At 73.5% G+C, this 23,048-nt stretch carries 26 protein-coding genes; 17 read left to right on the top strand and 9 right to left on the bottom strand.

Features of this window, described 5'->3' with window-relative positions:
- The 5 genes from Q0848_RS17065 to Q0848_RS17045 all read left to right on the top strand — a co-directional run.
- A partial coding sequence (locus tag Q0848_RS17065) for a bacterial transcriptional activator domain-containing protein (RefSeq protein ID WP_299039691.1) occupies window positions 1-2,374 on the top strand: 2,374 nt, incomplete at its 5' end.
- A 97-nt stretch (window positions 2,375-2,471) separates the two neighbouring features.
- Complete coding sequence (locus tag Q0848_RS17060; RefSeq protein WP_299039690.1) at window positions 2,472-3,149, top strand: hypothetical protein; 678 nt, start codon at window positions 2,472-2,474, stop codon at window positions 3,147-3,149.
- A 368-nt stretch (window positions 3,150-3,517) separates the two neighbouring features.
- Complete coding sequence (locus Q0848_RS17055; RefSeq protein WP_299039688.1) at window positions 3,518-4,051, top strand: hypothetical protein; 534 nt, start codon at window positions 3,518-3,520, stop codon at window positions 4,049-4,051.
- A gap of 161 nt (window positions 4,052-4,212) precedes the next feature.
- Entirely contained in the window at window positions 4,213-4,488 is a 276-nt protein-coding gene (locus tag Q0848_RS17050; RefSeq protein ID WP_299039686.1) for a hypothetical protein, read from the top strand.
- A gap of 796 nt (window positions 4,489-5,284) precedes the next feature.
- Window positions 5,285-5,566 carry a hypothetical protein gene (locus Q0848_RS17045; protein WP_299039684.1) on the top strand — a complete coding sequence of 94 codons (282 nt, stop codon included), beginning with the start codon at window positions 5,285-5,287 and terminating at the stop codon, window positions 5,564-5,566.
- Between the two features lie 543 nt (window positions 5,567-6,109).
- On the opposite strand, the gene Q0848_RS17040 is transcribed toward Q0848_RS17045, so the two are convergent.
- From Q0848_RS17040 to Q0848_RS17025, 4 genes are all read right to left on the bottom strand, one after another.
- Window positions 6,110-6,664: a hypothetical protein gene (locus tag Q0848_RS17040; protein WP_299039683.1), complete on the bottom strand. Its 555-nt coding sequence runs from the start codon at window positions 6,662-6,664 to the stop codon at window positions 6,110-6,112.
- A complete protein-coding gene (locus tag Q0848_RS17035; RefSeq protein WP_299039681.1) occupies window positions 6,661-7,275 on the bottom strand; it encodes a helix-turn-helix domain-containing protein in 615 nt (204 codons plus the stop codon). Before Q0848_RS17035 ends, Q0848_RS17040 begins: the two co-directional genes overlap by 4 nt.
- 137 nt (window positions 7,276-7,412) lie before the next feature.
- Complete coding sequence (locus Q0848_RS17030) at window positions 7,413-7,616, bottom strand: hypothetical protein (RefSeq protein WP_299039680.1); 204 nt, start codon at window positions 7,614-7,616, stop codon at window positions 7,413-7,415.
- 419 nt (window positions 7,617-8,035) lie between these two features.
- The gene (locus Q0848_RS17025) at window positions 8,036-8,260 is read right to left on the bottom strand and encodes a hypothetical protein (protein ID WP_299039679.1); all 225 of its coding nucleotides are present in this window, start codon (window positions 8,258-8,260) and stop codon (window positions 8,036-8,038) included.
- A gap of 477 nt (window positions 8,261-8,737) precedes the next feature.
- Here Q0848_RS17025 and Q0848_RS17020 point away from each other — a divergent pair, with 477 nt between their 5' ends.
- Both Q0848_RS17020 and Q0848_RS17015 read left to right on the top strand, forming a co-directional pair.
- Window positions 8,738-9,079 carry an Lsr2 family protein gene (locus Q0848_RS17020; protein ID WP_299039677.1) on the top strand — a complete coding sequence of 114 codons (342 nt, stop codon included), beginning with the start codon at window positions 8,738-8,740 and terminating at the stop codon, window positions 9,077-9,079.
- Window positions 9,080-9,172: 93 nt separating this feature from the next.
- Window positions 9,173-9,994 (top strand): hypothetical protein, encoded by an 822-nt coding sequence (locus tag Q0848_RS17015; RefSeq protein WP_299039675.1) that lies wholly within the window; start codon window positions 9,173-9,175, stop codon window positions 9,992-9,994.
- 49 nt (window positions 9,995-10,043) lie between these two features.
- Here the strand turns inward: Q0848_RS17015 and Q0848_RS17010 are convergent, their stop codons facing one another.
- The gene (locus Q0848_RS17010; RefSeq protein ID WP_299039673.1) at window positions 10,044-10,850 is read right to left on the bottom strand and encodes a hypothetical protein; all 807 of its coding nucleotides are present in this window, start codon (window positions 10,848-10,850) and stop codon (window positions 10,044-10,046) included.
- A 460-nt stretch (window positions 10,851-11,310) separates the two neighbouring features.
- On the opposite strand from Q0848_RS17010, the gene Q0848_RS17005 reads away from it, so the two are divergent.
- From Q0848_RS17005 to Q0848_RS16995, 3 genes are all read left to right on the top strand, one after another.
- Window positions 11,311-11,568 carry a DUF6343 family protein gene (locus Q0848_RS17005; RefSeq protein ID WP_299039671.1) on the top strand — a complete coding sequence of 86 codons (258 nt, stop codon included), beginning with the start codon at window positions 11,311-11,313 and terminating at the stop codon, window positions 11,566-11,568.
- Window positions 11,569-11,895: 327 nt separating this feature from the next.
- A complete protein-coding gene (locus Q0848_RS17000; RefSeq protein ID WP_299039669.1) occupies window positions 11,896-12,444 on the top strand; it encodes a DUF2243 domain-containing protein in 549 nt (182 codons plus the stop codon).
- Complete coding sequence (locus Q0848_RS16995) at window positions 12,444-13,265, top strand: cytochrome c oxidase assembly protein (RefSeq protein WP_299039697.1); 822 nt, start codon at window positions 12,444-12,446, stop codon at window positions 13,263-13,265. Before Q0848_RS17000 ends, Q0848_RS16995 begins: the two co-directional genes overlap by 1 nt.
- Window positions 13,266-13,336: 71 nt before the next feature.
- Here the strand turns inward: Q0848_RS16995 and Q0848_RS16990 are convergent, their stop codons facing one another.
- Together Q0848_RS16990 and Q0848_RS16985 are read right to left on the bottom strand one after the other, a co-directional pair.
- A complete protein-coding gene (locus Q0848_RS16990) occupies window positions 13,337-14,110 on the bottom strand; it encodes a sulfite exporter TauE/SafE family protein (RefSeq protein WP_299039668.1) in 774 nt (257 codons plus the stop codon).
- Window positions 14,107-14,937: a GntR family transcriptional regulator gene (locus tag Q0848_RS16985; protein ID WP_299039666.1), complete on the bottom strand. Its 831-nt coding sequence runs from the start codon at window positions 14,935-14,937 to the stop codon at window positions 14,107-14,109. Before Q0848_RS16985 ends, Q0848_RS16990 begins: the two co-directional genes overlap by 4 nt.
- 128 nt (window positions 14,938-15,065) lie before the next feature.
- Here Q0848_RS16985 and Q0848_RS16980 point away from each other — a divergent pair, with 128 nt between their 5' ends.
- The 6 genes from Q0848_RS16980 (at window position 15,066) to Q0848_RS16955 (ending at window position 19,872) form a co-directional block, all read left to right on the top strand.
- Window positions 15,066-16,271 (top strand): FAD/NAD(P)-binding oxidoreductase, encoded by a 1,206-nt coding sequence (locus tag Q0848_RS16980; RefSeq protein ID WP_299039664.1) that lies wholly within the window; start codon window positions 15,066-15,068, stop codon window positions 16,269-16,271.
- On the top strand, window positions 16,268-16,726 hold the full coding sequence (locus Q0848_RS16975) for a DsrE family protein (protein ID WP_299039662.1): 459 nt from the start codon (window positions 16,268-16,270) through the stop codon (window positions 16,724-16,726). The genes Q0848_RS16980 and Q0848_RS16975 overlap by 4 nt, the downstream gene beginning before the upstream one ends.
- Window positions 16,727-16,788: 62 nt before the next feature.
- Entirely contained in the window at window positions 16,789-17,412 is a 624-nt protein-coding gene (locus Q0848_RS16970; RefSeq protein WP_299039661.1) for a class I SAM-dependent methyltransferase, read from the top strand.
- A 36-nt stretch (window positions 17,413-17,448) separates the two neighbouring features.
- The gene (locus tag Q0848_RS16965) at window positions 17,449-17,622 is read left to right on the top strand and encodes a hypothetical protein (RefSeq protein WP_299039659.1); all 174 of its coding nucleotides are present in this window, start codon (window positions 17,449-17,451) and stop codon (window positions 17,620-17,622) included.
- Between the two features lie 96 nt (window positions 17,623-17,718).
- The gene (locus Q0848_RS16960) at window positions 17,719-19,122 is read left to right on the top strand and encodes a rhodanese-like domain-containing protein (RefSeq protein WP_299039658.1); all 1,404 of its coding nucleotides are present in this window, start codon (window positions 17,719-17,721) and stop codon (window positions 19,120-19,122) included.
- Between the two features lie 129 nt (window positions 19,123-19,251).
- Window positions 19,252-19,872, top strand: coding sequence for a rhodanese-like domain-containing protein (locus Q0848_RS16955; RefSeq protein WP_299039657.1), 621 nt, complete (start codon window positions 19,252-19,254; stop codon window positions 19,870-19,872).
- A 74-nt stretch (window positions 19,873-19,946) separates the two neighbouring features.
- On the opposite strand, the gene Q0848_RS16950 is transcribed toward Q0848_RS16955, so the two are convergent.
- Window positions 19,947-20,918 carry a M56 family metallopeptidase gene (locus tag Q0848_RS16950; RefSeq protein ID WP_299039656.1) on the bottom strand — a complete coding sequence of 324 codons (972 nt, stop codon included), beginning with the start codon at window positions 20,916-20,918 and terminating at the stop codon, window positions 19,947-19,949.
- Window positions 20,919-20,961: 43 nt separating this feature from the next.
- Window positions 20,962-21,339: a BlaI/MecI/CopY family transcriptional regulator gene (locus Q0848_RS16945; protein ID WP_299039654.1), complete on the bottom strand. Its 378-nt coding sequence runs from the start codon at window positions 21,337-21,339 to the stop codon at window positions 20,962-20,964.
- A gap of 139 nt (window positions 21,340-21,478) precedes the next feature.
- Between Q0848_RS16945 and Q0848_RS16940 the strand changes: the two genes are divergently transcribed.
- A complete protein-coding gene (locus Q0848_RS16940) occupies window positions 21,479-23,008 on the top strand; it encodes a cytochrome ubiquinol oxidase subunit I (RefSeq protein WP_299039652.1) in 1,530 nt (509 codons plus the stop codon).
- Window positions 23,009-23,048 lie beyond the last annotated feature (40 nt).

Below are 23,048 nucleotides of genomic sequence, written 5' to 3'. Positions count from 1 at the left end.
CGCCGCCCAGGAGGCCGCCGCCCAGGAGGCCGCCGCCCAGGAGGCCGCCGCCCAGGAGGCCGCCGCCCAGGAGGCCGCCGCCCAGGAGGCCGGAGCCGAGCAGGCCGGAGCCGAGCAGGCCGGAGCCGACGAGGCCGGAGAGGACGCCCTGCTCGACCAACGCGCCGCCGCGGGCGCCGGGGCCCTCGTCCTCGCGGGCGTGCTGATCGGCCTGGCAGCTCGCCGGCGTGCTCAGCAGCGACGCCGGAAGCCGGGGGAGCGGCTGCCGGCCCCCTCGCCCCAGGCCCAGATGACCGAGCTCGAGGTGCGCGCCGCCGCCGACGGGCAGGGCCTGGCCGACATCGACCACGCCATGCGCGCCCTGGGAGCGCACGCGCGTGCCACCACCACCGACCTGCCCCAGGTCCGCGCCGTCCGGCTGACCGCCGAGGAGGTCCAGCTCTACCTCGCCGAGGCGCCCGAGGACCTGCCCGCCCCCTGGGCGCACACCGAGAGCCGCACCGTCTGGGTCCTGGCCCGCGGCGACGTCGCACAGCTGCCGCTCGACGAGGGACCCGCCCCCTACCCCAGCCTGGTCACGCTCGGACGCGACACCCAGGACGCCCAGCTCCTGCTCGACCTCGAGCACATCTGCACGCTGGCCGTCACCGACGACGGCGCCGGCGACGTCCTGCGATCCCTGGCCGTCGAGCTCGCCGTCTCGCCCTGGGCCGACAACCTCACCGTGACCGTCGTCGGCTTCGGCCAGGACCTGACGCAGGCGCTGGACACCCCCCGGCTGCAGCACGCGACCGACCTCGAGCACCTCATCGCCCGGCTGACCAAGCGAGCCGAGGCCATCACCGACCTTCTGGCGGACGCCGACGTCGACGACGTCGCCCAGGCCAGGGCCCGCGGCCGCGGCCGCGACGCCCACGCCCCCGAGATCGTGCTCATCGACCAGCCCATCCCCAACGACGTCCGCGACCGTCTCCAGGAGCTCGTCACCGCCCTGCCCCGGGTCGGCCTGGCAGCCGTCACCAGCCAGGACGCCGTGGGGCGTTGGCAGCTGCGTCTGAACGCGGCCGCCGACGAGGAGGGGGAGGGTCTGCTCGCGCACTTGGAGCCGGCCGATCTCTACCTGCGCCCCGAGCAGCTCACCGAAGCGGAGTGCGCGAGCCTCGGCGCCCTGCTGGCCACCACAGACCTCGCGCCCGTTGCTGGCCCGAGCTGGGCCAGCAACCTCGCCGACGAGCTCACCCTCGACGACCTGCCCGTGCACGACCCCGCAGACGACGACCAGGAGCTCGACGAGCACGACGACCACGGCCGAGGACAGGACGAGCAGCCGGCCCCGCAGCAGGGCAGCGTGCAGGCCGCGGCGCACCTGACGCCCCGCCACCGCATCGACGAGCAGGCCACAGCCGAGCAGGACAGCGGCACCCGCGCTGACGTCCCGGGCACTGTCGCCGGCGACCTGGACGTCGACGGCGTCGACGCCGCGCCGGAGGCAGCGACGCACGTCGACGAGGACGTCCTCGTCGACGTGCCGCAGGACCACGACGACGAGCCGGCCACGCCCATGGAGGAGGCCCGAGGGGCCAGCGTCCACCGGCTCCCGCCCCCGCGTCCCACCGCGCCCTACGTCAAAGTCCTCGGCGACGTGGCACTGACCCAGTGCGCCGGCTCACCGCCCAAGGAGCCGTCCAAGCGAGGCGTGCTGATGGCGCTCATCACCTACCTGGCCCTCAAGCCCGGAGCGGCGGACAACCGCGTCCTCGCCGAGGCCCTGCGCCCCAGCAAGCCGCTGGCCACCAACACCGTCGACGCCCACGCCAGCCGCGCCCGCAACTGGCTCGGCGCCGCGCCCGACGGGGAGCAGTACCTGCCGCTCAAGCGCGACGGGGGCAGCTACACGCTGCACCCCGACGTGCGGACCGACTGGGACGACTACCTCGAGCTCGTCGGCCAGGACGCCGCCGCCACCCACACCGACCGGCTGCTGCAGGCGCTAGCTCTCGTCGAGGGGATCCCGCTCGCCGCCCCCAACGCGCAGCACTACGCCTGGGCCGAGCCGCTGCGCCAGGAGATGGTCTCCAGCATCAGCGACGTCGCCCACGAAGTCGCCCGCCGGGCCCAGCTGCGCGGTGACCTGACGACCGTGCGGACCGCCGTCGCCGCCGCACACCGCGTCGACGAGCTCGACGAGCACGCCTGGCGCGACCTGCTGCGCGCCGAGCACAACGCCGGCCACGACGACGTCGTCGCCGGCCACGCCGACCGGGTCCGCACCCTCGCCGAGAACATCGACGTCGAGCTCGACGACAACACCGAGGACCTCATCGAGCAGCTGACCGCCCCGCACGCCAGCGCCCGCACCGCCGTCGCGCTGTGAGCAACGACTACCCACCGACGGAGATGAGCACCCCGTGACCCTCGACAGCAGCCGCAGGCCAGGGACACTGGAGACAGACCGCCCCGGGGAGGCAGAGATGGCCACGCACACGCAGGATCCGCAGACCGGCGCGCCAGCATCCCAAGGCGCAGACCGCCAGCCACCGTTCTGGCGGGCGCCCATGGGCGACCACCCGCTGGTCTGGACCGGGTTCGCGCTGCTGCTCATCGCGCTGTTCACCGGCGCCGTACTGACCTACCAGCACCTGAACCGCCCCGAGCCGGCGGCACCGCCCGCGGCCGAGCAGGGCGTCGACCGCGCCACCGCAGAGGCCGCAGCTCAGCAGGCTTTCCAGGGCTACGTCGCCGCACTCAACGAGGCTTACGCCACCCGATCGACGTCACCTCTGACGACCGTCGCGTCGCCTGAGCAGCAGGTGTCGGAGCAAGCCTTCATCGACAACACCCTCATCGCTGGTGACATCAGCGTGAGTGGCGCTGCCACGGCCACCGCCGAGGTCGCCGACTACCAGGTCGGGCGGCCGCAGGAGGGGTGGACCACCGTCACCCTCGACGCCTGCCTCGACTCGTCCGACTTCAATCTGACCCTTCCGGACGGTTCTGACGCACGCCGAGGTCCCGGCGGCGACGCCGACACCGACTATGTCACTCGCACCCAAGCCACGGCGACGCTCGTCGCCAGCGCCGCCGATGGCGGAGAACCCGGTGACTGGGTGGTGTCCGGCTACGAGACCGACAACGCGACGCCGTGCTGAAGCGACGCTTTCTCTCTCTGCTGAGCGGGGGTGTGGTGCTCGGCAGCGTTCTTGTAGCCGCCCCTACGGCCATCGCGTCATCTCAGCCACCCGGTCAAGGGTCCGGCGGCTGCACGTTCGTGACTTGCACCATCAAGGTCGAGACACCCAAGCGGCCTGGTGGGAACACCCGCCCGGTGGTCGACCCCGGCCCAGAGGGCGGCGGCGGCTCCTCCAGCGGCGGCGGGTCGTCCGGCGGCGGCGGCGGCTCCTCGGCGGCGCCGGACCCGGACGCGACCGAGTGGATCATTGAGGACCTCGGCGACGGCACTGTTCGACGCTGCACACCACCGCAAGAGGGTGGTGCCTTCGGTGGAGGGGTTCCTGGAGTGTGCTCGGCGCCCTACGACCCCGCCGACCCGGCGGGGCCCCCGCCGGTGCAGTACACGCCCGAGCAGGTCCTGCAGATGGCGCTCGCGCAGCTCGAGATCGAGGCCCCGGAGATCGGGATCACCCCGAAGCCGGGGCCGGGGATCATGGGCACCGTCGGGGTGCCGGTGTGGCTGTGGACCCCCGAGGCGCTGTGGGAGCCGCAGTCCGTCACCGCCGCCGTGCCGGGCCTGTCGGTGACCGCGGTCTCACAGCTGGCCGACGTGACCTACGACATGGGCGACGGCACCGACGTCGTCTGCGACGAGCCGGGGATCCCCTACGACCGGTCCTACGGGCTGCAGGTGCCCGAGTGCGGGCACATCTACGAGCAGACCTCCGCCGGCCAGGCCGGCCAGGAGTACCCGATCACCGCGACCGCCCGGTACGAGATCACCTGGACCGGCGCCGCCGAGGGCTCCGACGAGCTCACCGCCTCGTCCCCGACCGCCCTGCCGGTCGGGGAGTACCAGGCCATCGTCACCAGCGGGTGAGCAGCGCCCACCCGCGGCGCCCCTAGCCGGTCGTGGCGCGGTCCGTCCCCCCCTCGGACCGCGCCACGGCCACTTACCCGGCGTCGACCACGACCCGCCCGCGAGGACGCCGTGCACCCGCCAGGGCCCTCCCCGCCGCTCGACGCGCCACCGGCCCCACCGTGGGCTGGCAGGCGATGCTGCACCGCCTGCGCGCCGACCAGGCCGTCCACCTCGCCGGTCTCTACGCCCAGGGCCAGCGCTGCCTGACGCTGCACCACCCCGACGTGACGACCGTCGATGACGAGAGCGCCCTACTGGCCGCGCTCGAGGACCTCGAGGTCGACAGCGACCAGCATGTGGTCGCGCCCACACCGCCACGGCCACGACCTGGTGGTGGGACAGCACCCCGGGCCGCCACGCCGACGACGTCGTCCACGCCGCCCGGACCCGGCTGACCCGACTGCTGCAGCCCGGCTGGTCCCTCGACGACCAGCCCTGACCCGAGCCCGCTGTCGCAGTAGGCGCCTAGCGTCCCGGGCAGGAGGTGGCGCTGATGCCCCAGCACGACCACGAGGCCGACCTCGACCGCGTCCGCCGGCAGGCGCACGAGCAGGGACGTGAACAGGGACGCGCCGAGGTGCTCCCGTTCACCGGCGTCGCCGGCGTGGGCTTCCCGACCACCCTGCCGACTCATCAGGCGGTCGTGGTCTACGAGCAGCTGTTGATGGAGGCCCAGCCCCACCTGCACGAGCGCGCGGGCGCCGTGCGGGAGACCGTCGACCGGCTCTTCGACGAGCATTACCAGGCCGACGTCGACCTCAAGAGCGTGCACCTGCGAGAGACAGGCCGCTCACCGCTGGCGTGGCTGAGGCGGCTGCTGGCCACCCGCGCACTCGAGCGGTCGGTCGACGACACGCTCGTCGAGCTCCACGCCGTCACCGTCCATCACGACCAGGCGGGCGTGGACGTGACCGCCGCGGCCGAAGAGCTCACCGCGGTACGGGCATGGCTGGACCAGTGGACCCAGGACGCCACTCGCTACACCTCCGAGCGCGCATGGCGGCGACGACCGCTGAGCGACCCCCGTCATGGGTGCGGACCTACCCCACCTCCAGAGCCTTCATCGACGAGGACACCCACCGGGGCAGGCCTGGGAGTGGCCGCCTCCGCGACGACGTCGGCACGGACCACCGCTCCGGGTGGACGTGGACCGACCCGTCGACGCCCGGCGCGCCGGCGACGCTCTGACAGGTGTCCTGGCTGCCTAACCCCGGCGAGCTGTACGCCGTCCGCGCCGCAGACCTGGACGCCGCGGCCGAGCGACCGGACGAGGCGGTCGACACCCGGCCGGTCTGGCTGCTGAAGTCGCTGCCCGTCCACGGTGACGAGGACGCCTCGGAGGCCGTGGCCGACCACATGAAGACGCTGGAGCACCTGCAGGACGACGTGCCGCGGGACAGCCTGCTCGCCCTGGTCGACGCCATCGAGGCCACCGACTGGGACGACGTGCTGGCCCGCTCGGGACGCGGCTGACCGCTACAGCTCGCAGACCTCGCCGTCTCCGTCGACGTACCAACCAAACTCCGGGGGCGGCGCCGCTGACGTAGGGCCCGAGCCCGACGTCTCGGGCGGCGGAGCGGCTGGGGTAGCGCTGGTCGACCTCCGCCTCGGCCGTCGTCGACGGCGGGGGCGGCGACGGCTGTGGCGGTCGGCTCGTCACCCCCAGGCCTCGCTGCCGGCGACGGCGCAGGAGCCGGCGTGGTCACCGGTGCCTGGCCGGGTGCTGGCGGAGCCGCATTGGCCGTCGGCAGCAGCTGGCCGGGGCAGTCCTGCAGGACCCGGGCGGTCGCGTCGCGCTCGACCGCGCTCACCCGCACCGCGTAGGTGCTCTTCACCGCGACCTGGCGGGCGACGTAGGCACACCGCGGTCGTCGGGTGCTGGCGGTCCATGACGTACTCCTCGCGGTGGTCCCGGCTCACGGGGGACAAGGTGCGGGCCCGGTCGGCGCTGTGACACGTCCACCGCGGGCCCCTCTCCATCAGGCGTAGGCCCTCTCCAGGGGCGGTTGTGACCGGCTACTGCGCCCGGTGGTCGTCGTGTGCGGGCAGGAGCCCAAGCTCGGTGGTCCAGGGCAACCCGGCGAGCCGGGCGACGGCCGTGGTGGGGTCGTCGCCGGCGAGGGCGGCGTGCAGGTTCTCGTCGGCGACCTGGACGCGGCCGCGGCTGTCGCAGGCGCCGGTGAAGGTGCCGAGCTCGGGGGTGGCCATGACGACGTCCTGCAGGTCGGCGCGCACGTCGTCGCTCCAGGCGCGGTAGGCCAGTGGCGGGAGTCGGCCGTCGCGCTGGGCGCGCTCGAGCAGGCTGACCAGGACGCCGACGGGGGAGTGGCTGTGGGTGTTCGCGCCGACCGCGGCGTGGGTGCCCGCGGCCGCGGTCATGGCCCAGGTCGTGCCGGTCGGGCCGGCGGTCTGGCGGACGAGCTCGAGCAGGAGCTCGCGGTGGGCGTCGGTGAGCCTGCCGGTGCTGACCTCGAGGAAGAGCCGGATCTCGCCGGTCTCGTAGCGGGTCTGGCCAACGGCGTCGGTGACGACGGCCGGGATCCCGGGGCCGTCGACGGGTGCGGCGCTCACGCCGTCGCCCCGGCGGGAGCGGCCGACGTCGGCCCGGACGTGCTGGCCGCCTCGGACGATGTTGCGCGGTCGGCGTCGACTCCGGTGCCGGTGGTGTCGTGGGGCCCGTCGTCGTCGAGGGGAGAGGGCATCGCCGCGGCGGCCACGGCCCACACAGACCCGATCCGGCTGGCGGGCAGGGCCCCGGTCTCGATGCGCTTGAGGACGGCCTGGCGGGAGATCCCGAGAGCGGTGGCGGCCTCGGGGACGCTCAGCAGCGGCGGGACATCGACGAAGCGGGTGCGGTGGTCGAAGGCGTGGGTGGGCAGCACCTCAAGGCTGTAGGCGGGCAGCGGGCTACCGTCGGGGCGATGCACGTCGGCCAGGACGGCCATCGCGGTGCGGGTGGCTTGCGAAAGGTCGGCCGCCGGGAGGGTGGCGATCACCTCGAGGCGCCCGTAGGCGCTGCGGCCCAGGACGGGCCGGTAGGGCCGCAGGGTGTCCAGGACGGTGTCGGCCCAGTCGGCGTCGGCCAGCAGGCCCACGTCGGCGACGTCGCCGAGCTCAGCGACGACGTTGAAGTCCGCCGGGGCGGCAGCGGTCGTGCGGGACGTCGTGCGGGACGCGGTCATTCGGGACTCCTCGGTGCTCGGACCGCCCGTGGGTCGATGTCGGCCGGGGCGGCGGTGGGTGGGGATGAAGGGTGCAGGGGGGTGGACGATGTGTGCGGGGGCCGGAGGCGGTTCGGTCGCCTCCGGCCCCCGTCCGGTCACCGCCGGGGCGGCCACCGGAACCCGGCCCGCTTCAGCGGGGCCAGGCCGTTGAGGAGGGACCGCCAGTCGCTGGCGGTGCCCGCCAGGACCGCAATCACCTCGCCGCCCTTGCTCACCATCAGGTGACCGTTGGCGGTGGTGACGACATCGAAGCCCTGGCGCTCCAGCGCCTTGACGACCTTCCTCACGTCCTTGTTCATGCTCTCACCTCCCTTGGTGTCCGACAACCGGAAGGTAACACGTCGGTTGTCGGTTGACAGGCTCCATGGTTGGGTGTGTTGCACCTCGCCCGCGTGCGAGCCTGGCGGGGTGGGCGACCGAGCAGGCCAGCGGCGGCACTGCTGGGTGGTGCTGCCCGACGTCGACCCGATGCCCGGCGTGGTGGCGAGCCGGCAGCGCGACAAGCACGGGGCGTGGCAGGCGCGTGGCCTACGCGCTCGAGGACGAGACCGGGGGAGTGGCCATCGGCTGGCTGCCCGCCACCATGCTCCGCCCCCACGACGCCACACCAGCGTGAGCGACCACCGGCGTCCGCCGGCGCCCCTGTTGCTTCGGAGTCGCGAAGGACCGTTCGGCCACGTTCCAGATGAGGAGGACATGGGCGGCCGACCAGGGGCGGTCAGGGCCCCTTGAAGCCCGGCTGCAGCGCCGGCCACGGGATGGGCGGTCCCTTCCACGGGACCCGCGGCGGCGTCTCGTCCGAGCCGAGTTGAACCGACTCGCCGCAGACCGCGCACCCCACCAGGTGCGACCGCGGCGGGTCGGCTTCCCGTGCGGCCTTGCCGGCGGCTGCGACGCCCGGGTGGAAGAGGTGCTCGTGCGGCGGCGGCGGGTGCGGGCTCATGGCCGCGGACCGTAGGAGCGACCTCGGACAGCGCCGCCACGAGCCGAGCACGCAGTCGCCGGCGGCCGCCGGGCGAGTGGTCAAAAGGCGTGCTGCCGCTGACGCAGCAACAGCTTCCACACCGCCCCGCCTCCGCGACGGGTGGGCCGGCCCTCTCGCCTCATGCGCTCCAGCCGCACCGGGCACGTCCCCGCGTACACGTGCGCCAGCTCCGCTGGTGTCATGTCCGGCCACCGATCGGCGTACTCCTGCGCGCACGCGCACCCCGCCTGCTGCGCCCCCGTGTCGTCCATGTCCCAACCATCGGCTACCGGAAAAAGTCCGGCTTACTGGGCAGCCCAAGACTCAGCCACCTGGCTCAGCGCCGGACAGAAGAGCGCGCACCGGGTTCCGCCGAGGTGATCGCCGCTTCGACCTGAGTGTGTGTCGGCTGCATTACCCGTGGGACCGGTGGCGGTCTTCTGCCACTATGTGGCCATGGCTCAGAAAACTCAGGTGACCCTTGTCGACGACCTCGACGGCTCGGAGGCCACCCAGACGGTGACTTTCGCCTTCCAGGGCACCAGCTACGAGATCGACCTCAACGACCAGCACTTCTCCTCCATCGAGGAGTCCTTCGCCGAGTGGATCGAGTCCGCCCGCAAGACCACCGCGTCCCGGGGCGCCGCTTCCTCGCGGGCCAACGCCACCCGCAGCGGTGGGACCAAGCGCGCCGACCTCGACGACGTCCGCGCGTGGGCCCGCGACAACGGCCACACCGTCGCCGACCGCGGCCGCGTCAAGCAGTCCATCCTCGACGCCTACGACGCGGCGCACTGACGAGCTGACCACCGCCGCCGTCCGCCCCCCTGCGCAGACCTCGTGCAGGGGGGCGGACGGCGTCCCAACGCCAGGACGAGGACGGGATCGCGCGTGCTCGGTGACCAGACCTGGTCCGAAGTAGTCGAGGGGCCGCCCGCTGATCACGGCGTGGCGGTGACCCGTGTCGTCCAGGAGATGGCCCAGAAGCTGCCGGACCTGCCCCAGCTGCTCGGCGAGCAGGGGAGCGATCTCAGGCGTCTCCTCGAGGCGCTGCCCGACCCGCCGGTCGACCTCCGCGTCACCATCCTGGCCGGCCTGCGCACAGCCCACGACAGCCTCGTGCACGTCGCCGAGCTCGCGCAGGACAGGCGCACCGTCTCGATCTCGATCCTGCAGAGTCAGCTGAGGGCAGCCCTGCTAGGCGCGGGACGGATCGTCTTCATGCTGCATCCCGACGACCATGCGCAGCAGCTGACGAACGCCCGCATCGTGCTCCAGCAGGAGTCGAAGAGCCTCATGCAGCTCTACGACACGACACGCCAGTTCCAACGGCTGACGGGCCTGGTGCCATCTGCGGACATCATCACAGCCCAGAAGGCGCGCCACGCCGGCGTGACGGCCGGCGCTAGTTCGATGGGCGACGGAAAGACGTTGAAGGCGATGGCCGACACGATCGCCCAGGCCCTCGTCACGCAGGACCGCGCGTCAGCCGAAACGGTGAAAACCATCGCGGAACTCGTGGGATGGATGTTCAACGTCTCCAGCGGCCGAGCTCACGGCTTCGGCTGGCCCGACCTGGTACCTGGCGTCGATGTCAGCGCCGACTTCTCCATGGTGGCCTCCATCACCCATCTCGCCTTCGACACGACGCTTCGACGCAGTGCTGGCCCCTCCACTCCCCCGCGACGCCGTGTGGGCCGGGGCGTGAGCTGACGGGACCCTCCTGCGCAGGGGCTCGCCGCAGCACCGCGCACGAAGCCGGTCACGCCCACTGCACAGACGCCCGGGCCGCGCGGCGGTCCCGGGCCGCGGCAAGCTCGTCGAGCGGGCGACGTCGGCAGGGCGGATGGCAGTGCGGGGGCGGGACCGTGAACCGCCGTTGAGCGGTCGCCACGGCGTGCGTACTCCGCGGCGACGTCGACACGCGGTGGTGGTCGGTGAACTCGCGCACCCACCGCCTGGCCGCGCCGCGGCCCTCGTGGCCGCCTTCGCCCAGCACCTCGTCCAGCACCGCGACGTCGACGCCCTCGACAACCGCGAGCTCCCACACCAGGCGCGCGGTGACGGTGGTGAGCTCGATGCGGGTGCGGTGAGACAGGGACAGGGACCGGTCGAGCTCGCTGAGCCGGATCAGCGGGCTGTCGGTCCCCAAGTTCTCCAGGGCGCGCGAGGCCAGCCGGCTCGGCCTGGCCCGCGCGGACGGACGGCGGGCGCGCCGGCAGGCGGTCTCGAGGTCTCCCTCGGCGATGTCGGTGGCCAGACTCAGGTCGACCAGACCGAGCCCGCGGCGGCGCATCGGGGCCACGACGCGACCCATGTGGGCGGCTAGGTCCTGCTCCTCGTCGACGAGGCGGTCGTTGGCCTGCCGGAGCCGGCGCAGCTGCGGTACCCACAGCACCGGCTCCGACGGTTGCCACGGCAGCAGCTCCGCCCACAGCCCAAGCATGTCGCCGGCGTCTACGCGCGCGAGGTGGTGCAGGCGTCCAACAGGGGAGCGGTACTCCTCGAGCTCCTCGCACGCGGCAGACCACCACCGCGGCGGGTAGGAGCCCCACGTGGAGTCGACCACGGGCACGACGCTACGCGCGTCGGCAGCGCCAGGCCGACTTCTCGCAGCGGCGGCCGGTCGTATTCGGGGTGGGGTTGGTCATGACGTCCGCGGTGCTGGCGGCTGTCCCGCGCTCCTCATAGGTGGTCAGCTAGCTGTTGTCGCGGTTCAGGGCGTCCCGTATGGCGCACCTGCCCGGGATTTCCATCCGGGCGGGTCTGCTGGCGACGTCGCCGCAAGGCCGCGCCTCGCCGCCCCTGTGACCTGCACCGTCGCCGAAGGGGGGTCGGCTGCTGGGACGAGGTCCGGGTGCCACGACGCAGCAGTCACATTGTCTGCATCAGTTCTCTCAAGGGCGGGTGTAGGACGCCTGTCCCCGCGAGGTCGTGCACTCCCACTGGGGACCGGCCAGAGGCGGGACCTCGGCGGCGGGTGGCACCTTTGGTAGGACAGGAACCCGCACTCGGCGCAGGCTGGACGCATGAGCCAGCGACCCGAGCAGCCCAGTCCCCCCAAGCCGCGCTACGGCTTCCTCGGTGAAGCGCCCACGCACAGCGCCTTGACCTTCCGCGCCGTCCTGGCGGCCTTCGGGCTTCTGGTGTGCGCCGGGGGCGCCGTCTGGGCGGTCGTGGTCGGCGCTCCGACGTGGCTGCCCGTCGTGTTCGGCGTGCTCGCCATCGTCGCCGTCGTGGATCTGGTCGTCATCGGTCGGCGCAAGGCGCGGGGCGAGCCGGGGTAGGCCGAGGAGCGCGGTCCTCGCAGGACCGGAAGGCCCCCTGGGCAGGGGCGACGAGTGCCCTGGGCGAGACCTGGGGGCCGTATCTGGCTCTGCGTGGCGTCCTGCTCCGACCCGACGGTGGCCACGCATCGGTTTCGGAAGGGGCCGGGTCAGACATCCCAGGGGTTGGCGGGTCAAGCGGCGGCTGGGGTCGGGGTGGTGAGGGATCCGGGGTCGGGCTGCTCGGCGCGGTCGCTGAGACCATCACCGCTGGACTGGGGGAGGCGCCCGGGGCAGGGTGAGCGCTGATCAAGCAGACGGTCATGTAGGGACGTCGAAGGGCGTGACATGTCCATCACCGCTGAGCAGCGTCGGGAGCAGGCGCCGAAGATCGGTCTCCCGGGAACCATTCTCGGCATCGGTCTCGGGGGATTCGTCGACGGGATCTTGCTGCATCAGATCCTGCAGTGGCACCACATGCTGACCAGCACCGACACCGACAACATCGGCGTCGACTACTACCCCGCTGACACGGTGCACGGGTTGCAGATCAACACCGTGTGGGACGGCGTCTTCCACACCATCACGTGGCTGTCGGTGCTGATCGGCCTGGGGGTGCTGTACTCCCGAGTCACCCACTCCCGTGGCCGGGTGTGGACCTCACGAGTGCTGTGGGGCTGGATCCTGGTCGGCTGGGGTGTGTTCAACCTCGTCGAGGGCGTCGTGGACCACCACATCCTCGGCATCCACCACGTCCGTAGCGGCGAGTACCAGACCTGGTGGGACATCGGCTTCCTGGTGCTGGGGGCCTTGCTGGTCGCTGGCGGCTGGCTCCTGCAGCGCAGTGGTAGGACGGTGCCCATCGCCGTCGAGACGACCTCCGGTCGGGCTGGGTGATGTCCCTGGTGCAGCAGCACGCCCACGCCGGGGCTGGTGCCCATGGCGCGGCGAGCATGTGGCCGGTTCTGATGGTCGCGGCGGTGGTCGTCCTCGCCCTGGTCTACGTCGGGACGGCTACGCGTCGGCGGCGCGAGCCGCGCGGGTGGAGCAACTGGCGGACAGCGAGCTTCCTGACCGGCCTCGTGTTCCTGGCGGTGGCATTGGTGCCGCAGCTGTCGCCCTACCCGCCGGGGGACTTCCGCGGGCACATGCACCAGCACCTGCTGATCGCGATGTACGCACCGTTGGGTCTGGTGCTGGGCGCTCCGGTGACCTTGGTGCTTCGCTCGGTCCCGCGCCGGGTGGGGCGGATGATCGGGCGGGTGATGCGCTCGAGGCCGGTGCACCTGGTCGCCAACCCGGTGACCGCGTTGGTGCTGAACCTCGGTGGGTTGGCGGTGCTGTACTTCACCCCCCTGTATGCGGCCACGACTGTGCACCCGGTGCTGCACCACCTGGTGCACGTGCACTTCCTCGCCGCGGGGTACCTGTTCGCGTGGGTGGTGGCCGGGCCCGACCCGGCCCCGCGGCGTCCTTCGGTCCTGGCCCGGCTGGTGGTCCTGGGGGTCGCGATCACCGGCCACGCCGTGCTGGCGCAGCTGCTGTACGCGGGCGTCTTCGTGCAGGTCCCCAAGCCGGTGGCCCAGGTCCGCGCGGGGGCTGACCTCATGTACTACGCCGGGGACATCGCCGAGCTGCTCCTTGCGCTGGCACTGGTCAGCACCTGGCGGCCCCGCCGCAAGCCCGCGCGGTCGCGGCTGGCAGCGGCGGCCGCCTGAGGCAGGCCCGTCAGCACCCCTGGGTGCTGTCTTCGGGCGGGCTCGTCAGCGAGCTCGGTGAGGGCGAGGACTCACAAGACCAGTGCGTCGAGCAGCACCCAGGCGGCGACGGCGACCAGCAGGACGGCGAAGGTCCGGGTCAGGACGGTGGGGGAGACGCGGGCGGCCACACGGCTGCCGGCGAAGGAGGCCGCGACTGCGCCGAGAGTGAAGGGGACGATGACGGCCCAGTCGAAGACGGCCGCGGAGCCGGTCCTGGCGGCGAGGGCGACGCCGCTGTTGAGGGCGACGACGAGCAGCGAGGTGCCGACGGCGACGGGCATGGTGAAGCCGAGGGCCAGCACGAGCGCGGGCACGACGACGAACCCGCCGCCGACGCCGAGGAACCCGGTGAGGAACCCGACGCCGAGGCCGGCCAGGACCACCCGCACCATCACGGCTGTCCGGCGAGGAGGCCGGCGAGGGCCGGTGGCAGGGTCGGCTGGTCGGCGTGAGCGCAGCAGCATCGTGGTCGCCGAGACGAGCATGAGGACCGCGAAGGCGGCGAGCAGGACGTCGGGGTGCACGGCGTGGTTCAGGCGGGTCCCGGCGATCGAGGTGAGGACGCCGACGACGGCGAACGCCAGGCCGGCCAGCCAGCGCACGTGCCCGGTGCGGGCGTGGTTGGCGGCGCTGACCACCGAGGTGACCCCCACGATCACCAGGCTGGCGGTGGTCGCTTCCTGGGGGCCCTCCCCGAGCACGTAGACCAGTGCGGGCACCGCCAGCACCGACCCACCAGCGCCGGTGGCCCCGAGCACCAGACCGATGACCACCCCGAGCAGGGCGGCCAGCAACAAACTCACGGCGGCCCGGGCGGCGCTGGCGGGCGGGGCGCCGTCGAGGTGGTGCCGACACTCATCTGGTACCCGCTGCTGGGAGCGAACTGGGCGGTGACGGTGAACCGGTCCCCGCGCACCAGGGTGCGCCGGTGCTCGACGGGGGTGCCGCCGGCGCAGCCGAGCCGCTGGATGGAGAAGGCCGAGGACCCGGCGGGCACGGCCAGCAGCGAGGCCTCGGCGGGGGTCACGACCACCGCCTGCAGCTGCTCTCGGCCGCCGCGGACGTGGATCCCGCACCGCTCGGCGAGCTCGCGGTACAGGGCGGTGTGGGTGAGGTCGGCGCCCAGCAGGCCCGAGGCCGCGTGGGCGGGCATCCAGACCTCGTCCAGCGCCAGCGGCTGCCCGTCGGCCAGCCGCACCCGGGACAGGTGCACCAGGTCGGCATCGACGGCCAGGCCCAGCACCGTCGCGGCGGCGGAGTCGCGCACCAGCCCGAGGTGGCGCACGAGGCTGCGCTGCTCCATCCCGGCGGCCTCGACGGAGGCGAACAGGCTGTACAGCGCCCCGAGGGGTTGCTCCAGACCGGGGGCGGTGACCTGTGGCTGGCGCCCCCGGGCGGCGCTGACGACGCCGGTCTCGCGCAGCGACCGCAGCGCCATCCGCACCGTCTGCCGGCTCACGCCGTACTGCGCGGTCAGGTCGTGCTCGCCGGGGAAGGACTGCCCGAAGGCACCGGCGTCCACCCGCCGCGTCAGGTCCTCGCGGACCTGCTGCCACAGCGGCCGCGCCAGGGCACGGTCCACCGGGTGCGGCTGCTGGTCGGGCAGGGCGGGGCCATGCTGCGCGCTCATCTGCCCACCTTCTCCGATGCCCGGGACCCCTGCGGGTGCTCTTGCCGTCACCCACAGGATGTACGTACATTGCTGACCAGTGCAAGGGCATGTCCTCGCAGCACCCGTCGAGCTCGCCGGAGGCAGTCATGACCACCACAGCCGTCCACCACCACGTCCTGGTCGTCGGGGGAGGCAGCGCCGGCATCAGCGTCGCGGCCCGGCTGCGCCGCAGGGGCGTAGCCGACGTCGGCCTGCTCGAGCCCAGCGAGGCGCACTACTACCAGCCGCTGTGGACCCTGGCCGGTGGCGGCCGCGCGCCGGTCGCGCAGTCGCGCCGCACCCAGGCCTCGGTGATGCCGCAGGGCGTGGCCTGGACCAAGGACCGCGCCGAGCACATCGACCCCGACGCCAAGGTCGTCTCCACCGCCGGTGGGACGAAGGTCAGTTACGACTACCTCGTGGTCTGCCCGGGCCTGCAGCTGGACTGGGGCACGGTGCCCGGGATGGCCGAGGCGATCCGCAGCCCGCACGCCTCGACGAACTACCTGTACGACCTGGCGCCCAAGACGTGGGAGCAGATCCGGGCGCTGCGCAAGGGCACCGCGATCTTCACGATGCCCTCGGGGCCGATCAAGTGCGCCGGCGCGCCGCAGAAGATCGCCTACCTGGCCGCGGACTACTGGCGCGAGCAGGGCGTCCTGGACGACATCCGGGTGGTGATGGTGCTGCCGACCCCGGGCATGTTCGGGGTCAAGGTCTTCTCCGACGAGCTCGAGCGGGTAGCCCGCAAGTTCGGCATCGAGGTCCGCTTCAACAGCGAGCTCGTCGAGGTCGACCCCGCCGGCCGCCAGGCCGTCATCGCCGACAACAAGGCCGGCACCAAGGAGTCGCTGACCTACGACCTGATGCACACCGTCCCGCCGCAGTCGGCCCCGGACTGGCTCAAGGCCACCGACCTGGCCGACCCGGCCAACCCCGCCGGGTACGTCCAGGTCGACAAGCACACCCTGCAGCACACCCGCTACGGCGAGGTGTTCGCCCTCGGTGACGCCGGGTCCACGCCCAACTCCAAGACCGGCGCGGCGATCCGCAAGCAGGCGCCCGTCGTGGTCGACAACCTCATGTCCGCCATGGCCGGGGAGCCGCTGGACGCCCGCTACGGCGGGTACGCCTCCTGCCCGCTGACGACCTCACGGCACACCATGCTGCTGGCGGAGTTCGACTACTCCATGACCCCCGCGCCCACGTTCCCGCTGATCGACGCCACCAAGGAGCGCCGGGACATGTGGTACCTCAAGCGCTACGGCCTGCCCGCGATGTACTGGAACCTCATGCTCAAGGGTCTGGCGTGAACCCGACCGCCACGGACCAGCCGCAACCTCTGTGGACCGAGGCCTGGCCGACCACCGCTGTGCGCCCCGACCTGCTCGCCGAGGACGACCCGGACCCGTCGCCGGCAGCCGCGCTGGGGCGCAGTCACCGGCTGGTGTGGCAGGTCGCCACCCCTGGCGCCCCGGTGCTGCGCAACCTGGACAACCTGCTCACCGACCTGGGCCACGACCACGACGTGAGGGTGGAGGTCGTCGCCCACGGCGAAGGCCTCGGCCTGGTCGGCGACGGCGTCATCGCCCCCCAGCAGGCGGCGGCCCTGCGTCGGGCCGGCGTGCGCTTGGTCGCCTGCGCGACTTCGATGCGCCGCTGGGGCCTGCACCCGCACCAGCTCGCACCCGGGACCCGCATCGTGTCCTCCGGCGTCGGGCACCTGCTGCGCCGCCAGCACCAGGGCTGGGCCTACCTGCGCGCCTGAAGCCTCCAGACGACCAGCTCCCAGACGACCAGCGCCCGTGCCACCGAGGAGAGGAGCACCCGATGAGAGCCGGCGACGCGACGGCGTGGGACGAGCGCTACCGGAAGGCTGCCGACGGCGGCACCAGCGTGTGGTCCTGGCGACCGACGACTGTGGTGGCAGACCTGCTCGAGGCCGTGCCCGCCGGCACAGGGGTGGACCTGGGAGCAGGGGAGGGCCGCAACGCCCTGTGGCTGGCCGAGCGGGGCTGGCAGGTCACCGCTGTGGACTTCTCCGACGTGGGTCTCGACGTCGGCCGCGGCGAAGCCGGCCGCCGCGGCCTGCAGGTGGCCTTCGTGACCGCCGACGCCACCACCTGGGCGGCGCCGGCGCAGGTTGACCTGGTGCTCGTGGCCTACCTGCACCTTCCCCACCGCGCCCTGGCCCCGACCCTCGCCCGGGCCGCGACCTGGGTCGCTCCCGGCGGGAACCTGCTCGTCGTCGGCCACGACCGCGACAACCCCGAGCACGGCCACGGCGGACCCCAGGACCCCGACGTGCTCTACGACACCGACCTACTCACCAAGACCACCGCGACCAGTGGCCTGCACACCGCGCGCTGCGAGCAGCTCGAGCGCCTCGTGCCCACCCCCGAGGGCACCGCCACCGCCATCGACACCCTGCTGTGGGCCAGCCGCCCCCGGTAACCCCCGCTCCGACCACCGCCCGATCCCGCGCCAGCCATGGTCTCTGCAACCGACCAAGAGGCACCGCAGACCGCCCACGCCCCCGGGACCGCGGCCGGCACGGTCACCACGCCGGACCGCAACGTGCTGGACCGGATGTACGGCAAGGCCGACCTGGCCGGGGCGCCCACCGGCAAGGACGACGGCCTGACGGAGCGATCGCCCCACTGATGCCGGCGGTGCCCCATCGCAGCGGCAGAGGGAATGACCGTACATTCAGTGGCGTTCCTGTCGAGACCGCAGGTCGAGCCGTAGAAGGAGAGCGCCATGATCGACGTGATCACGCTGGAGACCAGCAGCCTGGGCGACCGCAGCTACCTGGCCACCGACGGGCAGGTCGCCGTGGTCGTGGACCCCCAGCGCGACATCGACCGGGTCCTGGACCTGGTTGCGCGCCTGGGGGTGCGCGTGGCCCACGTGCTGGAGACCCACGTGCACAACGACTACGTCAGCGGCGGCCTCGAGCTGGCCCAGCGCACCGGCGCGACGTACGTCCTGCCCGCGGGCAGCGACGCCGACTTCGCGCACACCGCCGTCGGCGACGGCGAGGAGCTCACCGCCGGGGACATGGCGCTGCGGGCGCTGCTGACGCCCGGGCACACCCACCACCACACCAGCTACACCCTGGCCCGCGGCGGTCAGGTCGAGGCCGTCTTCACCGGCGGGTCGATGCTCTACGGCTCCACCGGGCGCACCGACCTCGTCGGCCCCGAGCACACCCTGGGCCTGACCCACGACCAGCACCGCTCCGTACGGCGCCTGGCCGCCGAGCTGCCGGCCTCGGCCGCGGTCTACCCCACGCACGGGTTCGGCAGCTTCTGCTCGGCGACCCCGACCAGCGGGGACGCCTCCACGGTCGGTGAGCAGGCCGCCACCAACCCCGCGCTGACCCAGGACGAGCAGGAGTTCGTCACCGCCCTGATCGCCGGCCTGGACGCCTACCCCGCCTACTACGCCCACATGGGCGTGGCCAACCGCCGGGGACCGGCGCCGGTGGACCTGTCGATGCCTGCCCAGGCCGACGGCGGCGAGCTGCGCCGCCGCATCGACGCGGGAGAGTGGGTCGTGGACCTGCGCGCCCGCCGCGCGTTCGCCGCCGGGCACCTGGCCGGCTCCCTGGGCTTCGAGCTCTCCGGCAGCTTCGTGACCTACCTGGGGTGGCTGCACGCCTGGGGCACCCCCCTGACCCTGCTCGGGGAGTCCGAGCAGCAGGTCCTGGACGCCCGCCGCGAGCTGGTGCGGATCGGCGTCGACGAGGTCGGTGCCTCCGTCGGAGACGTCGAGGCCCTCGCCGGCGGCCAGGACCTGCGGACCTACCCCGTCACCGACGCCGACGGTCTCGCCGGCGCCGTGCGCGCCGCCGAGGCCGGCGACACCACCGCCACCAGCGGGCAGCCGCTGGTCGTCCTGGACACGCGCCTGGGCTCCGAGCGCGCCAAGGGCGGGGTCCGCGGCTCGGTGCACGTGCCCCTGCACGAGCTGGCCGAGCGCGCCGGCGACCTGCCCGACGGGCAGCTGTGGATCCACTGCGGGTCCGGGTACCGCGCCTCGATCGCCGCGTCCCTGCTCCAGCGCGCCGGCCGCGACGTCGTCCTGGTCGACGACGCCTACGACCACATCGCCGCGACCGGCCTGACCGACGCCCAGACGGGGCAGACCCAGGACACCTGACCGGCCGCCGTCCTGTCGCCCCCGCCAGCCGTCGCCGTCTCGATCCTCGCCTTCTCGACCACCGCCCTCAGGCGTCGGTCCGCGGCGCCGTGCGCGCCCGGGACCGACGCCACCCTCTTGGAGACACCTGTGACCATCACCGCGCCCACCCAGACCCGCCCGGCCACCTCCGGTGCCCGCCGCGTCGCCGTCGCCGACGTCGCCGCCCGCCTCGAGGGCCCCACCACGCCGGCCCTGGTCGACGTCCGTACCCCGGCCGAGTTCGAGAGCGCCCACGTGCGCGGCTCCTACAACGTCCCGCTGCAGCTGCTCGGCGAGCACGCTGACGAGCTCGCCCGTCGCCTGGACGGCGCGGTCGTCCTGATGTGCCAGTCCGGGGTTAGGGCCGACCAGGCCCGCCAGCGGCTGGCCGCCGCCGGCCTGGCAGGCCAGGACCTGCAGGTCCTGGACGGCGGCGTCGACGCCCTGGAGCGCGCCGGCGCCCAGGTCGTGCGCGGCCGCCAGCGCTGGGCGATGGACCGCCAGGTCCGCCTCGCCGCCGGGTCCCTCGTTCTGGCCAGCATCCTGGCCAGCCTCACGGCACCCGCCGCCCGCTTCGTCGCCGGTGGGATCGGCCTGGGCCTGACCGCCTCGGCCCTGACCGGCACCTGCCCCATGGCCGGCGGCCTGTCCCGGCTGCCCTACAACCGCGGCGGCGCCACCCGCAGCGCACGCCAGGTGATGGAAGAGCTGCCCGCCCCGCGCTCCTGACCTGCCGCGGCGCGGGGCCGTGGGGGCGTCGTCCCCGCCGCCCCCACCCCCGACGCGACGTACCGCTGCGCGACTCACCAGCCGGGCAGTGGCGGCAGCGACGCCAGCGCCTGGGCCAGCCACGGGGCGACCACGAACGCGGTGGGTAGCACGAGCACGGCCACCGCCAGGGCCAGGACGGACGCGCGCAGAGAGCCCTCGGCCGTGGCCGGTCGCTGCAGCCGCCCGACCCGGCGCCGGCGGTCGTCCTGGGGGGTGCGGTCGTGGCGGCGGGCCGCCCGCCCGGCAGGGCCCAGGTCGTGGGTGCTCAGGTTGTGAGTGCTCAGGTCACCGTCGGTGCTCATCGCGCACAGTGCCGAGGCCAGCGGCGCCGGGCCGCAGCGGGCCCGGGCGGCGTCGTCGGCCACCATCTCCAGCAGCAGGGACACTGACTCCAGCGGGACGCGGCTGCGCAGCGGCCTCGGGACGGCCTGGTACACAGCCGTGAAGGACTCCAGCACGAGGTCGTGGCGCGCCCGCAGGTGCGCCTGCTCGTGGGTCAGCACCGCCTGGACCTGCTCGGCCGTCAGCGCCTGCAGCGCCGCGCCGCTGAGGACGACGCGCGGTGCCCGCCCGGGCAGGCAGTAGGCCAGCGGCAGGGGCCCGTCCAGGACCCGCAATGGCGCGCCGCCCGGGTGCTGCAGGGCACCCGTCTCGGCGCGGCCCAGCAGGTCCACCAGGTCCGCGTGCCGCGCCCGCCGCCGCTGGGAGCGCAGCAGCACCCCGGCGGTGGACCACACCAGCCGGGCGACGATGAGGCCGGCGACCGCCAGGGCGCCCACGAGCACCCACGCCTCGACGTCGGGCCCGGTGTCCAGGGCCCGCACGAGCTCTTCGGGGGCCACGAGCACGACCCCGACCGCCGAGAGCACCGACGCCAGGGTCACGGCCTGCCACAGCACGACGGACGGCCCGGGCGCCCGGGCCGTCCACCGGGCGCGGGCGAGCACCTCGGGGACGAGCAGGGACAGGCCCAGCCCGAGGCCACCGAGCAGCAGCGTCGTCATGGGGTGGCGGGGGAGAGGGCGACGGGCGGGGCGGCCGGCCGGCTCAGGACCGGGAGCCCGCGCGCTCCAGCGCCGCCCTCAGGGCGGCCGCGCCCTCGGGGCCGACCCGGCCGACGAAGTGCACGAGGGCCGCGTCGCGGGCGGGCCCCTCAGGGGTGGCGCCCAGCGCGTCGAGCATGAGTGCGGCCGTCATCTCCTCGCGGGTCTGCACCGGCGCGTAGCGGTAGGCACGGTCGGCGCGCTCCTGACGCACGACGCCCTTCTTGGCCAGGCGGTCCAGGACCGTCATCACGGTCGTGTAGGCCAGCGACCGCGCGCCGGACAGGTGCTCGTGCACCTGTCGGACCGTCAGGGGGACGCCGGCGTCCCACAGGTGCGCCATGACCTCGCGCTCGAGGTCGCCCAGTCCGCTGCTCGCCACGCCGCCAGCGTAACCGTCTCAGCACCTTCCTACGACGCCGCGCGTACGCCCACACCCGTACGACGGACCACGTACGACGCGGCGTAGTATTCAGGGACGGGCACCGGACCGGGGTCCGACGGGCACGGCGGAAGGGCGGGTGGACGTGGACCTCGACGTCCTGGACATCACGCGGCTGCAGTTCGCGGTCGTGACGATCTACCACTACTTCTTCGTCCCGCTGTCGATCGCGCTGGCCGCGGCCACGGCCGGCCTGCACACCACGTGGCACCGCACGGGCCGCGACCGCTACCGCCGGCTGACGCTGCTGGTCGGCAAGCTGCTGCTGGTGACCTTCGCCGTGGGTGTGGTCACCGGCCTGGTGCAGGAGCTGCAGTTCGGCCTGGGGTGGAGCTCCTTCGCCCGCGCCTACGGCGACGTCTTCGGGCCCGTCCTGGCCCTGGAGGGCATGCTCGCGTTCTTCCTCGAGGCGACGTTCCTGGGCCTGTGGTACTTCGGCTGGGGCCGGCTGCCCCGGCGGTTGCACCTGGCGACGATCTGGGTGGTCGCCGTGGGGACGCTGATCTCGGCCTTCGTCATCCTCGCCGCGAACGCGTTCATGCAGAACCCGGTCGCCTACCGCTGGGACGAGCAGCTGGGACGCGCCCGCCTGACGAGCTTCACCGAGCTCATGCTCAACCCGGTCAACCTGGCCGCCTTCCCGCACACGATCGCCGGGGCGGTGATGCTCGGCGGGGCGCTGCTGATGGCCGTGGGTGCCTGGCGCCGCTGGGTGCACGTGCCGACGGCCTCCGGGCTGGGGGAGCCGGGGGAGCCCGAGAGCCGCGACGACCACGAGCAGCGGCTGGCCTTCGGGACGCTGGCGCGCGTCGGGGCCTGGTCGACGCTCGTGGGCGGGGTGCTCGTGGCCCTGACCGGGGACGTGCTGGGCAAGGTCATGACCCAGGTCCAGCCGATGAAGATGGCCGCCGCGGAAGCCCTGTACACGACGACGGCCGGGGCGCCGTTCTCGATCTTCGCCATCGGGAGCCCCGGGGAAGGGGAGCCCTTCTTCAGCCTGGACGTGCCCTACCTGCTCTCGGTGCTGGCGGTCGGAGACCCCACCGCCACGGTGGCCGGCATCGACGACCTGCAGGCGCAGTACGCCGAGCAGTTCGGCCCGGGCAGCTACGTGCCCGTGGTGTGGATGGCGTACTGGTCCTTCCGGGCGATGATCGGCATCGGGATGCTCGCGACCGCCGTGGCTGCGGCCTACCTGTGGGCCACCCGCCGCGGCCGTGAGCTGCCGATCGGGCGCCCCGATGTGCGGCGGGCGCTGCGGCTGCTGCCGCTGCTTCCTGCCCTGCCCGCCGCGGCCGGCACCTTCGGCTGGGTCTTCACCGAGACCGCCCGCCAGCCCTGGCTGGCGTTCGGCCTGACCCGCACCGAGGACGGCCTGTCCGCGGGCCTGACCGCCGGGGAGGCGCTGGCGGCCCTGGGGGCCTTCGCCCTGGCCTACGGCGTCATCGCCGTCGTGTGGACCCGCCTGGTCCTGCACATCGTCCGCCAGGACCTGGACGCCGAGGCCCTGGCCGCCGGCGAGCGGGACGAGGAGGACCCCACCGGCCGGCCCGACGAGCGCACCGGTGGCCGCACCCCGCAGGACGCCGACCTGGTCACCACCTACTGACCCGCACCCACCACCTCAGGGGCCGCCGCCCCTGAACCAT

Origin of the sequence: uncultured Pseudokineococcus sp., from assembly GCF_947495735.1 — a bacterium.
GTDB lineage: Bacteria > Actinomycetota > Actinomycetes > Actinomycetales > Quadrisphaeraceae > Pseudokineococcus.
Note: the sequence above shows the minus strand (reverse complement) of the source record. Positions and strands in the feature narration are given on the sequence as shown.